This is a genomic window from bacterium, assembly GCA_040755795.1.
Taxonomy (GTDB): Bacteria; UBA9089; CG2-30-40-21; order CG2-30-40-21; family SBAY01; genus JBFLXS01.
In genome coordinates, this window is sequence record JBFLXS010000005.1 from 22,164 (window position 1) to 37,013 (window position 14,850).

Below are 14,850 nucleotides of genomic sequence, written 5' to 3' on the forward strand. Positions count from 1 at the left end.
AATCGTAAATTCGTTATACTGATAGCGGTGAAGACAAGAAGGTGGACAAGACACTCTTAATTGAGGGGATTGTTCATTTTCTTTTTTTATTTAGCCCCTTAACCCTTAAAGAGTGCCACATTGACTTGCTAATACTTCTATTACTAGTTAACATGTGTACTAAGAAAAAATAACAGGACGTCTTCACCATGAAACAAACCGTTGAAATCATTCAACCCAAACAAAAGTATAAAGATATCTTCACCAATCAAGTGATTCGAAAGAAAAGAGTCGCAGCTTATGCCAGAGTCTCAACCGATGAGACAGACCAGTTAAACAGTTATCAAGCGCAAATTGAAGAGTTCACCAGAAGGATTAATACAAATCTAGAATGGGAATTTGCAGGCATGTTCTGTGATGAAGGCATCACAGGAACCAATATGCTCAAACGCCCTGGATTCATGAAAATGATTGATGCTGCTAAAGGTGGCCATATTGATTTAATCTTAACAAAGTCAATATCACGTTTCTCTCGTAATACAGTCGATATCCTAACCACCATTAAAGAACTCCGTTCAGTTGGTGTTGAAATCTTCTTCGAAAAAGAAAGCATCTCATCAGTTGATCCGAAGATTGACTTTGTATTAACCATTATGTCATCGATGGCTCAAGAGGAATCACGCTCCATATCAGAGAATACCAAATGGGGTATTCAAAAGAGATTCCAACAAGGCAAGCTCATCATGTGTACGAGAAATTTCTTAGGCTATGACATGAATGAACTTGGTGACTTAATCATTAATAAAGAACAAGCAGAAACCGTTAAATACATCTTTAAATGTTATATCAATGGTATGTCAACCTCAAAACTCACCAATCATCTAAAAGAGATGCAAATCAAGAATGGTAGAGGGGTTGTCAATTGGTTTCCAGATACCATAAAAGAGATTTTAATCAATGAAAAGTATGTAGGTGACCTTCTTCTACAAAAGACGGTTACCGTCGATTATTTAAGCCATGAGAGTAAAATCAATGATGGCTACGCAACCAAATATTATATCAAGAATGCACATGAAGCCATCATTGAACGTGAAGTCTATGACATCGTTCAAACGATGATGCATGCAAGACACTTAATTGTCTCTGTTGATTCCAAAGAACGATTTAAACACTTGGCTCAAAAACCGATGAAAGGTTTAGTGTATTGTAGTCAATGCAAACGTATGTTTAACTCTAAGATGCATAACTCTGGAACAACATTTAAAAAGAGTATGTTAAAGTGTCACACCTCAAGAAACAACCCAATGGCGTGTGATAACCATTCGATACATGAACCACTCCTAGAACGTGCAACCCTTCATGTCGTTGAGTCGATGACGAAAACAAAGGATATGCAAGATAGCATTTTATTCTATATGGAACAAACTCTTAAAAAGAATAATTCACATGAACAACTTCAGAACTTAAAACTAGATCGTGTTGATCTAGGAAATAAACTCAAAGCACATGTGAATAACCGAATACACAGTTCATTATCCGATAGTGACTATAAGAAAGAATATCAACGCTTAGAAATCGAGTATAACAGTATTACAAAGCACATTGAAGCATTGACTCAAGATATCACCAAAGAGCACTTAATGAGACGAAGATTCTACGCATTAAAGAGCTTTATCGATACCAACTACCAGGATACAAGCATCATCAAGAGCTTCTTTGGTATCGTCTTAATGATGGGTCAAAATCACGTGAGATACGTGATTGATGATACATTCATTACGATTGATGAATTGCATGAACAGATGGACATACTAAAAGAACTCCCTATCTTGATGAAGGGAACTTACTATGATTTAAATACAAGAGAAAATATATACTACGAGGTGGTTATTAGTGAAAGAAATTAAAGTTATTGAATCCAATAAAACAAAACAAGCAAGTAAAGGTAAAAAAAGGGTTGCTGCATATGCTAGAGTATCCACTAAACAAGAACTACAGGAATCATCTTTAGATATACAAATTGCTCATTATGTTAAGGAGATTATCTTCAATAAAGACTATGCATTTGCTGGGATCTATTATGATCATGGTAAATCAGGTACTTCGATGAAGAAGCGTGATGGTCTGCAAGCACTACTTAAAAAGATTGATGAAGGTAGAATAGATCTTGTTTTAGTGAAATCCTTATCCAGATTTGCTAGAAACACCATTGATGCACTAAATGTCATTCAAGACACCAGAAAAAAAGGTGTTGAGTTCTACTTTGAAAAAGAAAACATCTCAAGTTTAGATACAACCATTGATATGATATTGACGATGATGGCTGGTATGGCTGAAGCAGAATCACAATCGATGTCACAAAACATCTCATGGGGTCATCAAAAAAGAGCCGAGAAAGGTGTAGTTCCCCTTAGACCAGTCTTTGGTTATGACATTACCAAAGATAGACAAATAGTAATCAACTCATTAGAAACTGAAGTTATCCAAGTTATCTTTGCTATGACCATGAAAGAGTATCCAATGAAAAGGATTGTTGAATACGTTAAAAGTCTAGATGTGAAGACTAAACAAGGTAGACCAATCAATAAATATACTCAAATCAAAAACATACTTACAGATATTAGATATACCGGACAAATCATACGTGGAAAGACTTATACAAAAATAGAAGGTTTAGAAAAGACTAGAGCCATCAATGATGGTGATAGACCACTTTACGTGATTAAGAATCATCACCCTGAAATCATTGATTTAGCTACGTTCGATATAGTTCAAGAAATATTAAGTCAATCTAAGCAGACTTATATCAAAAGACCCTATAGAACCATAGACTTAAAAAACTTCATCTTCTCGCTAAATCATGAAGCATATCTTCATCGTAAACAGATCGATGTCGATAATAGAGACTACGATTTACTTGAGAATGAATACCAACGAAAAAGCGATTCTCCAAGGCTTTATATGAAGACTGCTAAACACGTTCTTAAAAGAGCAATGAACTCGTTAGGACGCAATTTTAGCGACCTGGAAGCCAAGTACGACAAGCAAGTGAAACTACTTCTAAAGAAATATGATCTCGAACTAGAACTAATCACATTGGCGAACCTGGTAGCTGGTTATAAGCAAGAGTATTACAAGATTAAAGATAAGAAGAGTCTGGATTCTTCTGATACTGCATTGATGTTTCAACTTGAAGATGTAATTACAAAATTCAGTGTTGAGTATGTACAATTAGAAGATAAGTATTTTGAGAACAGGGAAATGTATAAATACCCTGAGGTGATAAAAAAGTTGATTTGTTCTTATGATTATCCAATCCAAGAGATTGATCCAAATATGGTTAAAAGCATATTTAGCAATCTAGTGATAGTAGATCCAGAAAACTATGTGTTCATCATTGATACTACTAATAAAAAGTTAACGCTGGAGGATATGAAAAAAGCAGCGACTATGAAGCCGTTGCTTGAAGGCAAATGTGTCTCTAAAGGAAAGAACTCAGATATGATAGCTTGGAAAATATCATTAATCTAATATGTAGCAACTTGCTATTGTTAATAGAAGGTTATTATACTCAAACTATCTTCATCAATTGAGTATTTTAGTGCACAGGTGAATTTATCACATTTTGTTTGAGATATGAAATCAAAAATAACATCAAACTTAACAATATGATACTCATTGATAAGTGATAAATCTATATTATATACAACACTATTCTTGATCTTATCAAATATAAGCTCTTCAATCTTGTCTACATCTTCTTCTGCTAGTCCTAGTCTAGTCATTGTTTTTTTACTGTTTTCAACATATGTCAATTTATCTTGAGTGACTTTTAATGGTTTATCGACCAAGTCATTACTTTTAGTGATAACGTTACTCATTAGATGTTGATATTCACTTTCTTCCCAAACTATAACGTCAGAAGATATCATATATTTAAGAAATATATCAAAATAATCGCCACGAATACTCAAAACTTTATATCCCATACTTTCAAGCATATCCGATGATATGCATCTATCACTTATCTCGTCAATATCAGGTTCATGACCTGTTATTGCAAGCCCATCGTGTAATACATATCGTGTACCAATTGTGCGTCTCAAGTACGTTTTCAATAAACTAGAGTAAGTCATATCAGCATACCCTATAATTGATTCTATTTTTGATAAATTTGACGTAATAGCATAAACATCTTCCTCCGACAAGTTGTTAATGTAAATGCAATAAAGCCCATTTACAATATATTTCCTTTTTTCATTGTCTATTTTCATATAATCAAATAGAATGTTTAGCACTTTGACAGGTGCTTTACCATGAGTTAAGTCTAAGTAATCACCGGTTAATATGTTGTGGGGTTTCTTTCTATCAAGGTGTGGCAGTATTTTTGATAAGGCTGTATCTCCATAGTTGAAAGTTTTTAAAAGTGAAATATCAAATACAAATAGATATTCTTTTTTATCTTTGTTTGGAACTAGTGAATATTTAAGTTTCTCGTAATCAAATGCTTTATTAATGTGATTCAAAAAATCGTTGAAAAATTCAATAATACTAAATGACATAATTTCTGGCGACAAACTAGCATAGTTTTTCAGTGCTGTAAACATAACATTATCCCTTGATTCTATTGTGTGTATTTTCATATGTTAAGTTCACTATTCTGTAGCAACAATTTAGATTTTAGACTGCTGCTAGCCAATTTTTTCATAAGAATATTGATTTTTAACATATACGTGTAAGTATGATCCTACTGAACTTGATGATAATAGATCCTCATAAACATACTTTGGGACATTGGAATATGCATATTTTGAACCATCTAAAAACTGTACAAACAATGTTGAAGTGTGATCATCATAACCTATAGAATCTACATTTGATGAAGATACATGTACCATAATAACATCACTCATTTTTCGGTGCTCCTTTCGAATTTCTTAGTATAGAAAGCATTTCAGAATATTTAGAAAGATCAGGCTTTTGACTTTTCCATTTTTGAGAGATAACTGGGTCGCTTGAAAAACCTTCATTTTTTAAATAATACTTCACTTTACAAGGTATCTTTACAGACTCTCCCATTATTATTGCTTCACCAGTTCTTAAAGTTGATAAAGTTTTCGTTATTGATTCCATATCCGAGTCAATAGCTCCGTTAATAAATGCTTTATCTTTTGGATTGTTTAATCTTAAACACATCATTGTTCCCATCTGACTGATTATAGTGTCCCCTATTTCACTTGGACGTTGAGTTATCATCATTAATCCAGCACCATATTTTCTTCCTTCTTTTGAAATGCGTTCAATAACATTTCTTGCGACATTTTGTCTAGATTTTGTATCTCCAAAATACGAGTGTGCTTCTTCAAGTACAATCAACATAGGAAAGTCTTTTCCGTTTACAGGACTTTCTAGTAAAGTTAAGGAATTATATACTATGTTCAAAATAGTTCCGACTATAATATGATGTGTGTATGAAGGGATATTTGATAAATCGATAATTGTTATTTTTTTGTCATGACCGAACCAACTAAATAACAAAGAGTCTAAATCTGATTTTACAACACCCTCATCATTAGGAGTATAGTCGCCTGGATGAAACATGAAATTGTAACGAGGATCAAGTAGTTTAGCTCTAATACTATCTAAAAATGATTGAATTCCTTTTTTTAGATTATTATCAATGAATGGAGCGGATGAACCAAATCCAGGCGGTTTGAATTTTGCTGAGATGAATTTATCGGGATTTCCTTCTTTCACTAATGCTTCATCATCAGTTCCTCTATTATTTAATGTTCTTCTTTCATTTCGATCAAGTTCATACCAAAGGTTTTTTAAGCTAAACGGATATGGTGTATCAATAGTAAATTGTCCTGGGTTGTCACCTGTTTTCTTAGCTGAGTTAACTTTCCTTTCGAGAACCAATTCTGCGATCATTGATAATTGATTTTCATTCAAATTGTTGTAAAACAAGTCTAAGAGAGAGTAAAAATCTATTGCCCAAAATGGTACAAATAAGTCGTCAATATTTGGATCTCTCATTTCAGTTGATGATCTGATTTTGAAAACCTTCGAGTCATCTTTCACTACTTTTGAATATTCACCGTGAGGGTCAATTACAAATATTCTAGATGCTTCAAGTTCCTTTTTAGATGATATTTCTTTTAAAATAACTGTTACTGCATTGGATTTACCTGTACCAGTTGCTCCAATTACAATAGAGTGTCTTGATATCAACTTGTTCATATCGACCATTACTTGAATTGAGTCATTACTGCTTAAATGACCTATTCTTAATGGATAAACATTCCTATCAAGTAGATGTATGATTTCTAACTCATCATTCGTAAGCAGAAAAACTTCATCTTTTGTTAATGGAAACTGAGTAATTCCTTTTTCAAAATGGTTTCCAGAAATTTCACCTAAAAGCAATACTTCAGCATGTCTATAGTTTGAATATTCCTTCTCAACTTCATCCTTGATTCTCTCATTCAGATTAATTGATGTGATAATTCCTATTAAACTAACATATCCTATCGAAATTTTGACCAAACTTCCAATTTGTCCGATTTTCACGATTGAATCTCCATAGACTACTATGTCTGATGCAACATTGTTATCCAAAATCACATCGATTTGATTACCTTTTACTGATAGAACATAGCCAATACTGTATTTATTCATCTTTACTTATCTCCAATCGCATGGACTCGAGATATCGGAATAACTGAGGTGAATCAACAATTTTCAATATTGCTTTAATTTTTTGTTTTTCTTCGTCTACTTCTTTTTCGTTTTTACTTTGCACAAATATGGATTCGAAGAGATATTCTGTTAAGTCGAGATTATCCTTACTAATATTATCGTATTCATACTCTCCATACTGACCATCGATGTATGCAGATTTGTTACCCAACAACCAAAATCTATTGTTTTCAATACACATTTTTTTTAAACTATTACTATTTTCAAGCAGGGATTCACCTGATGGTAACTTGTCATATAAAAGACCAACGACTAATGAATTGGTGTTCGTCTTCAATGCATCTAGAATTATTTCATTAATATGTTGATCTTGAAAAGAGTATCCAGATGTAATTAAGACACAATCGTCGGATTTAATAAAATAGGACAGCCTATCTAATAGACAAGTATATGGTTCTTTTCTGGAATCTTTGTACTTTAAAATTGAAGGAAGAATCATTAAACTTTTAGTTTTCATCGAGCGGATTATACCATTGTGCGATTCCGACCATCCTAATGATCCATGTATTTTCCACAGTTTAACATTCTCGTCTTTGCTTATTTTACTTATGTAAGTTGAATCAAAAAATGGGTGTAAAGAACCGAAAAAACCATCAACGAATTTAACTTTTGAATTTTCTAAAGCCATTTCAATAAGCATATCGTAATTAGTTGTGAAAATTTCGATGCCAAAGTCACGCTTCGTATTCTTTAGCCAATTTGCAAACTTTACGTGAGGTAGAAAATGATCTAGTTGTTTTTCGTGAATATCTAAATGTTTTACAAGGATATCTTTTATTTGATCTACAATAGAATCTCTTAATGCTATAAGTTGCTGTTTATTCAAATTATCAATGGTACCTTTACCAATAACTTCAATGCGCATATTTATATTAGTTAGTAGGGACTCAATATTGAACACATCACCATCATTTTCTTTTATAGACTTTATTGTATTCGCATAATCTTCTTTTATCTCATCCACAATTCTTTGAGTAATCTCCTTGATCCCTGGAATACTATATAATTTGAGATCATCACCTAAATTAATAGAACTCCCCGCACCAAATAGAAAACCTAATTTCTTTTTATTTGATGACAAAATAGAGTTTAAATTATTCGATACTTTTAGCACACTGTGTGACATTTTATCCCTCTTTTCACTGATTGATTTTTAATTACATAAATCGAGTAAATAATATTCATTATAGTTATGGTTGCAAATTGATTTGTATTCTTTTAATATTGAGATTATTTCAGTCCTAGCGAAGTAATCCTTTATCCAAGTGTAGCTATTGTCAAATCGCTTACCGTTAAGTTTCACTCTTTGTTTTGCAAACACTTTTGCTTTAGTATTGCTTTTACATTTTTGATATTCCTCGTACAAGGATTCAGCAATTATAATAAGGATTTCAAATTCTGGTTTTGTACAATATTTTTCTTCTGAGTGTATTTTCTCTCTAATATCCTTTGGAATTTTCAGTTTATCCGTTATCTTGTCGCCAATTCTAATGATTTTTACTTGCTCATCCTTATCAAGTTGTCTGATCATGGCAAGCAGGTATGAATCTAACTGACGTTTTTGATGAGGTCTTAAATCCAACATATCATCTACATTTATTTTGAATAGTCCCTTATCTATTAATAATTCAATAAATGCTTTTTCACTATTACCCTCTAACAGTATCAGATATTTCATTAATCAATTCTTTCTTTAACTCCATTAAACGATCATAATTGATAAGGGTTTGGAAAGTATTGTTATTAAATTGATTACTCTTGCTTAAGTCGATGCGATCTTTAAAATCTTTATATAAATTGCATGCTGTAATGTGATCGTTCTTTCTCATTACAAAGATGTTATCTCTTCTTCTAAAAATATCTAGTATCTCCACATAGTGTGTACTAAAAATGAGATTTGCGTTCTTAACATTAATCCGCTTATCATTAAAAATCATAATGATGTTTTCGACGAGATTTTTATGGAAGCTGTTTTCGATTTCATCAATAATGAGAGTTCCACCCATTTTGAGAATTGCGATGGTTAATCCAAACATAATCAATCCTTTTTTAGTACCGTCTGAAAGAAGCATGTCGACTTCCTTCTCACTGTAAGTTTTTGCTCCAATACCATTCAAGTCCAGAACGAATAATTTCTTATCTAGATCGTATTCGAATTTTTTGATCCCCTCATCAAATAAATTAGTAATTTTCAACATTAACTCAGTTGAAACTTCTACAAGATTAAAAATATCAAATATACTTTCAATGCGATAATTATGGATCCAATTATTTGTATTAATAACTAGTGTTCTCTTAATTGTAAGTTTGTAAAGGATAGATGTGTCTGAAACGTTACTGGTGTAAGTGTTGTTTTCATCAAAATCTAGATCGAGGATTCGCTTGCTGTAACTCTTTGAATATTTTTTTGAGTATAGCTTTTCATTAGAAAACTTACAGTAACTTGTTTCGTTTAGTAATGTTGCTTCTGGAATGCTGATATTGCTTTCGTATTTATATACCGTTTCAAGTAAATAGAAAAAGACTGTTAACTTTATTGTTTTAGATCTGAAATCTAATTTATCGTATTTGATTCGTCCACTCAAAAGCAACTCATTTACAAATTCTATCATCGATAAAACAGATGATTTTCCACTGGCGTTCTTACCTGTAAAAACTATGGTGGTTGGTATATATAAACCTTCATCTAGTTCAATGACTTCATCGTCCTTATCTGAATTATTCACACGAGCTTTATTTAAAAAGTTTATTTCGAAATTGTTTTCTAGCAACTTGTATCCCGAAATAATTATTTTAAGTATTTTCATTTTAGATTCCTCCTAGTATTTTCATTATATACCCAAATTGGCATTTTGTAAACATTCACACGTTTATTTCGTTTGAAAATATATTATTTATGCTTTTTTAATGTTTTTTGGAATCGTTTAGTTGAAAAAAACAATCCAGCTTAAACCTAAGTTGACTTTTATATTGTATTAGTCTATCTCCGTAGCAGCATACTTAAACTATTCGGATATTTATTTTGTATTCAGCCACTTAATTATTTCTCTTAATGAGTTTGAACCAATGACTGATGTTATGAAGTCGTTCGATCTGTCAAATACTGTGTAACGAAATTCATTTGCTCGGTTTTCTATTTGAATAACGAACAATGATTCGTCTGTTTCGATATCAGTAATTCTGAAATCATCATAGAGTGGTCCGTTAAGAGGACAGTTGTTCTTAAACCATACATAACTACTCTCAAGATCTACTTTACCACCTGGTTTAATCTGTTTAATAATATTACCCATTCTTCTTGTTTTATTCACTAAACTACTATCTTTGCAAAACCAATCATACCAACCAGCTTCAATTTGAGTTTGAACATCGCTAGATGCGTATTTACCGTCATTGAATCGTTCAACCCATTCTCTTATGCTTATTTCCTTTCTCATGCTTAAATCACCTTCCTTTGTGTATATCTTTGGTATGTATATATATCACTTAAATGACGCTATTAATCAAGTAAAATCCTTCATTCTCGTGAACTCATTCTTTTATCGGAAATAACTTGTAATGAATATGTAGTGAGTTAACACACAATTTATAAAATCTCATTTTTTTGAAAACCTCATATTAGCTTCATGGTGCTGTGAAGTCAATAATCTATTATGTAAAATAAAACACTAAATGGACAAAACAGTTCAAAATGATAAAAAAAGATAGGATTTTGTCCTATCGGTGTCAATTCTTCAATTTAGGGTGTAACAGATGTTAACTCACTGTATTCACATGCAAAATCATCGACAGTTCTAGTTTAGAGGTGGCGGTGATGAGATCCTTCTTTTTGGCTCGTCTGATCTCGACACTTCTCATCCCAGAGATCAGCATCAAATAGATGATGGCATAATCCCGGTAATGCCAGATATAGCGTCTATTTTCCTTTAAGGATGCAATCAAGTGTTTGGCTTGTTCAAGACTTAGTGTCTCTCGAAAGTGGTGTGTGATCCGTTCGTTTTTGATAGGTTCACTGATATCATCACTATACTCATGAGGTAAGTCTAATCTACGCTCATTCCTTTTTAGATACTGATAAAATCCCTTAATGGCGCTGATTTGGTTATAAATCCATCGAGAGGAATAGTTTCTTCTTCTTAACCCCTCGACATAATTCTCTAAATCACGTGTGGTAGCAAACGTGATTTCGTGTTCTTTTAGGTATGTGATGTATTGTTTCAAAATGATCAGATAGAGATCATAGGATTCTTTCGTGATATCTTTATCTTCTAGATAGACAAGAAGTACGGATTCAAGCGGGTGTTTGATCATACGTATGCATCTCCAAAAACAAAAAAGTTCTCTAACCTATATTAAGTGGATAAGGAACTTTTTACTTGAATTTAATGACTTGTGATAACACATCTCAACATCTCAAAGCATAACCCAATCTGTGGATCCAATGTATCGTGGCGATTAAATCGAGTAAAATTAAGTATATTGTTTGATTAAATAACTATAATATATTCTGTAGTGCATGTATATATGGTGTCACGTGAAGAGTTAGAATAACGCTTAAGAAAGTAATATATTATCAGCAATAGTAAAAACCTATTCATTAAAAAAAGTAGAATCTTTCTTTGATATACCCATATATCTCAATAGTTATGAAGTTTTTTACTGAATTACGATTCAGTGAATCACGATTCACTATGACGAGGATAATTCATCAAGATATGAGTTAAATCCTATGTTTTTCTTCATTATATGTACGTCACATGAACTGAAATTAACACGTATTTTTTTTATTTTATTTCAATTAGATTGACGAAATGAAATTAAAATGATAATATGAAGATGTAATTTCAATTGGAGGTCAAACGATGAGTCGTTCAGGTGTATTTATTAACAATTTAGCTGGGAGTCTTTCCTATCAGTCTTTTAGACCAAGTGATCTACCACCTATTCCAGAAATAGTCATTGATGATGTACTCGACAAAAAAATCAAAGAAGCTTATCATTTGCTGGGTAAACTGGATGGTATATCAAAATTAATTCCAAATAAGGATCTCTTTATATCGATGTATGTTAGAAAAGAGGCACTTCTATCGAGTCAAATTGAAGGTACACAAGCAACGCTAGATGATATTTTCGATCCTCACTTAGAGCAGAACATGAATGTAGATGTTGAAGAAGTCATCCAATACCTAAAAGCACTTTATTATGCCAACGTATTATTGAATAATCTTCCAATTTCTATTCGTTTTATTAAAGAGATTCATCATGTACTACTCACATCATCGAGAGGTAAGGATAAAGAACCAGGAGAACTCAGAAGAACTCAAAATTGGATTGGACCACAGGGTAGTTCACTAAAAAATGCAAGATTCATACCGCCTAATCTAAGTGATATGCAGAATTCACTTGCCAATTTAGAATCTTATATACATGAAAATGATTCATTAGATCCTCTCATCAAAATAGCTCTGATCCACTATCAGTTTGAAACTATTCACCCTTTTTTAGATGGAAATGGTCGTATCGGAAGACTTTTGATATCGGTGTTATTAAAACATTATGGTTTACTTGAAGAAGACACTTTATATCTGTCATATTATTTAAAAAGAAATCGAATCGATTATTATGACAGATTAATGGATGTCAGATTGAAAGGACATTATGAAGCATGGATATCATTTTTTATCGAAGGTGTGATTGAATCATCGAAACATGCGTTAAAAACAATTGAATCTTTATTAAATTTAAGAAAAGAACATTTAGAAATTCTTAGTCAGCTTCAAGGAAAAACAAAACAAACTGCATTACTTCTATTCACATATTTAGAATCACATCCAATCATTGATATCAAGCAAGCAAGTATCGGTATCGGAAGAGCATTTAATACAGTATCTACTGCAATAACTACTTTCGTTAATCTCGGTATTTTAAAACAAGTAGATGGTAATAAGAGATATCGTATCTTTTCATATGAGCCTTATTTGAATATTTTAAGAGATGGCACAAATTAATCATCAAAGGTATGAGGATGAATCTTCATACCTTTATAACCTAAAAATGTCTTGTTATGAATATATGGGTATTTCACATCACACGTTTAATAATCAAATCTTAGTGTTTTTGGTTTATTCAAAGTATCTCTGAGGTGCCACCAAGTGTATTTTCTTTTGGACAAAATAAGTATTCAAATGAAATTTCAAAAAAAAGCAATCAATAATTAAATAAAATACGGCATTTAATTAATAACGCCGAATATAATCAAAATATAAAGTGATCATTAGTAATTGAATGTGCCATTGTGTATAATACACTTTATTGTTTATCGATTTCTGGATGAAAAATTTATAAATAATGAAAAAAAGACGACTATCTAGTCGCCATTTCGTTTATATGTTGTGATGATGGTTGCTACAAATTCTTTTACTTGATCATTTTTAAGTTTTTCAAGGGTATCAATGATTTGATCAAACTCAAGTTCTTTCGCTTCCACTTCTCTTTGTTTCTCAACAAAGATCTTATCATTTTCTGTTTTGCAGTGATCGCCATGTAGATGATCCACTAACAATTCTTCATAGAGTTTTTCACCAGGTCTGAGCCCTGTAAATTCAATATTAATCTCTTGATAAGGCTTAAAGCCAGCTAAACTGATCATCTTTTCAGCGAGATCTTTAATCTTCACCGGTTCACCCATATCAAGAATAAAGACTTCTCCACCATTGGCATAGACTCCGCATTGAAGAATGAGTCCTACGGCTTCTGGGATGGTCATAAAGTATCTTGTGATATCGGGATGGGTCACTGTGACAGGACCGCCATCTTCAATCTGTTTCTTAAATAAGGGAATCACACTTCCATTGGAACCTAACACATTACCAAATCTTACTGCAGAAAACTTCGTGACTTTAGCATGGGATTGTTGTTCCTGGATGATGAGTTCGGCATAACGTTTGGTTGCTCCCATGACATTGGTCGATCTTACCGCTTTATCACTGGAGACTAAGACGAATTTCTTGACGTTAAATTCATTGGAAAGGCTAGATGCATTATGGGTTCCAATAACGTTGGTTCTGACCGCTTCAACCGCACTATCTTCCATCAAGGGAACATGTTTATAAGCAGCTGCGTGGAACACGATGGTGGGTTTAATGAGTTCAAAGATGCTCTTTAATCTTTCTCTGTTATAGACACTACCGATATAGACAGATAGGTTTAATTTTCTTCCTGCTTTATGGAACTTTCTTAGGAGTTCTTGTTGAATCTCATAGGCGTTATTCTCATAAATATCAAAGATGACAAGATGTTTGGGTTCGAGTTCTGCAATCTGTCGGCATAACTCACTACCAATCGATCCACCACCACCGGTGACGAGTACCACTTCATCTTTGATAAATCCCTTAATGGAGTCATCATTTAATGAAATTTCATCACGGTTGAGTAAATCTTCAATCTTCACATCGACAATCGTTGGCTTGGTTTCATCGCCAATTTCACTGACCGATAAAAGACGTTTCATACGACAGTTCTTTTCAGCAACTAGATTCGCTAACTCACTGAGTTTATCTTTTGGATAATTGCTGATGGCGATAATCACTTCTTCAACCCTGTAGGTATCGATGTAAAACTTGATGGCTGAGATTGGACCGACAATCTTAATCCCCATCAAGCGTTTCCCAATCTTTTCAACGTCATCATCGACAAATGCGACAGGAATATTGTTTAAGTCTTTATTTCGAATAATTTCCTTTACGACGATTTCTCCTGCAGAACCTGCACCAATAATGATGGTTCGACGACCAAGGGCTTGTTTCCATTCAAGGTTTGTCTTTAAATATTGAACAAAACGGTTGATGATTCTTGGGATCGTGATCAGAACAACTTCGGTAATGGTAATGAAGATGTAAGCCGATTTATACATGAACATAAGGTCAGTTACAGCAATAAAAATCACGATGGCAACGTTGCTTGCGATCGTGACAACAGCAATCTTGATAACATCTTCAAAGCCCACATGATTGATGAGCATTTTATATAAACCTGAAAAGTAATAGACTAAAAGTTTAAAGACAATAATACTAGGGATAGCGAACCATAGCTGTTCTGTTTCTACAGGGA

The 14,850-nt window shown here is 32.8% G+C and carries 12 protein-coding genes; 3 read left to right on the plus strand and 9 right to left on the minus strand.

What is annotated here, in order from left to right:
- Positions 1-188: 188 nt before the first annotated feature.
- A complete protein-coding gene (locus AB1414_00700; protein ID MEW6605954.1) occupies positions 189-1,886 on the plus strand; it encodes a recombinase family protein in 1,698 nt (565 codons plus the stop codon).
- Positions 1,873-3,510: a recombinase family protein gene (locus AB1414_00705; GenBank protein MEW6605955.1), complete on the plus strand. Its 1,638-nt coding sequence runs from the start codon at positions 1,873-1,875 to the stop codon at positions 3,508-3,510. The genes AB1414_00700 and AB1414_00705 overlap by 14 nt, the downstream gene beginning before the upstream one ends.
- A 20-nt stretch (positions 3,511-3,530) precedes the next feature.
- Here the strand turns inward: AB1414_00705 and AB1414_00710 are convergent, their stop codons facing one another.
- From AB1414_00710 to AB1414_00745, 8 genes are all read right to left on the minus strand, one after another.
- Positions 3,531-4,622 (minus strand): hypothetical protein, encoded by a 1,092-nt coding sequence (locus AB1414_00710; GenBank protein MEW6605956.1) that lies wholly within the window; start codon positions 4,620-4,622, stop codon positions 3,531-3,533.
- Between the two features lie 48 nt (positions 4,623-4,670).
- Entirely contained in the window at positions 4,671-4,892 is a 222-nt protein-coding gene (locus tag AB1414_00715) for a KTSC domain-containing protein (GenBank protein MEW6605957.1), read from the minus strand.
- Complete coding sequence (locus AB1414_00720; GenBank protein ID MEW6605958.1) at positions 4,885-6,660, minus strand: ATP-binding protein; 1,776 nt, start codon at positions 6,658-6,660, stop codon at positions 4,885-4,887. The genes AB1414_00715 and AB1414_00720 overlap by 8 nt, the downstream gene beginning before the upstream one ends.
- Positions 6,653-7,867, minus strand: a complete 1,215-nt coding sequence (locus tag AB1414_00725; GenBank protein MEW6605959.1) for an SIR2 family protein — start codon at positions 7,865-7,867, stop codon at positions 6,653-6,655. The genes AB1414_00720 and AB1414_00725 overlap by 8 nt, the downstream gene beginning before the upstream one ends.
- Positions 7,868-7,894: 27 nt before the next feature.
- Positions 7,895-8,419 (minus strand): GNAT family acetyltransferase, encoded by a 525-nt coding sequence (locus AB1414_00730; GenBank protein MEW6605960.1) that lies wholly within the window; start codon positions 8,417-8,419, stop codon positions 7,895-7,897.
- A complete protein-coding gene (locus tag AB1414_00735) occupies positions 8,391-9,548 on the minus strand; it encodes an AAA family ATPase (protein ID MEW6605961.1) in 1,158 nt (385 codons plus the stop codon). Before AB1414_00735 ends, AB1414_00730 begins: the two co-directional genes overlap by 29 nt.
- Positions 9,549-9,758: 210 nt before the next feature.
- A complete protein-coding gene (locus AB1414_00740) occupies positions 9,759-10,178 on the minus strand; it encodes a hypothetical protein (protein ID MEW6605962.1) in 420 nt (139 codons plus the stop codon).
- Between the two features lie 319 nt (positions 10,179-10,497).
- The gene (locus AB1414_00745) at positions 10,498-11,052 is read right to left on the minus strand and encodes a site-specific integrase (GenBank protein MEW6605963.1); all 555 of its coding nucleotides are present in this window, start codon (positions 11,050-11,052) and stop codon (positions 10,498-10,500) included.
- A gap of 551 nt (positions 11,053-11,603) precedes the next feature.
- Between AB1414_00745 and AB1414_00750 the strand changes: the two genes are divergently transcribed.
- The gene (locus AB1414_00750) at positions 11,604-12,749 is read left to right on the plus strand and encodes a Fic family protein (GenBank protein MEW6605964.1); all 1,146 of its coding nucleotides are present in this window, start codon (positions 11,604-11,606) and stop codon (positions 12,747-12,749) included.
- A gap of 359 nt (positions 12,750-13,108) precedes the next feature.
- Here AB1414_00750 and AB1414_00755 read toward each other — a convergent pair.
- A partial coding sequence (locus tag AB1414_00755) for a nucleoside-diphosphate sugar epimerase/dehydratase (GenBank protein MEW6605965.1) occupies positions 13,109-14,850 on the minus strand: 1,742 nt, incomplete at its 5' end.

Bases quoted from the DNA above. Each gene is read 5' to 3' on its own strand.
- AB1414_00720 (MEW6605958.1), bottom strand. From the start codon at position 6,660: ATGAATAAATACAGTATTGGCTATGTTCTATCAGTAAAAGGTAATCAA.
- AB1414_00750 (MEW6605964.1), top strand. From the start codon at position 11,604: ATGAGTCGTTCAGGTGTATTTATTAACAATTTAGCTGGGAGTCTTTCC.
- AB1414_00715 (MEW6605957.1), bottom strand. From the start codon at position 4,892: ATGAGTGATGTTATTATGGTACATGTATCTTCATCAAATGTAGATTCT.
- AB1414_00735 (MEW6605961.1), bottom strand. From the start codon at position 9,548: ATGAAAATACTTAAAATAATTATTTCGGGATACAAGTTGCTAGAAAAC.
- AB1414_00740 (MEW6605962.1), bottom strand. From the start codon at position 10,178: ATGAGAAAGGAAATAAGCATAAGAGAATGGGTTGAACGATTCAATGAC.
- AB1414_00725 (MEW6605959.1), bottom strand. From the start codon at position 7,867: ATGTCACACAGTGTGCTAAAAGTATCGAATAATTTAAACTCTATTTTG.
- AB1414_00745 (MEW6605963.1), bottom strand. From the start codon at position 11,052: ATGATCAAACACCCGCTTGAATCCGTACTTCTTGTCTATCTAGAAGAT.
- AB1414_00730 (MEW6605960.1), bottom strand. From the start codon at position 8,419: ATGAAATATCTGATACTGTTAGAGGGTAATAGTGAAAAAGCATTTATT.
- AB1414_00710 (MEW6605956.1), bottom strand. From the start codon at position 4,622: ATGAAAATACACACAATAGAATCAAGGGATAATGTTATGTTTACAGCA.
- AB1414_00700 (MEW6605954.1), top strand. From the start codon at position 189: ATGAAACAAACCGTTGAAATCATTCAACCCAAACAAAAGTATAAAGAT.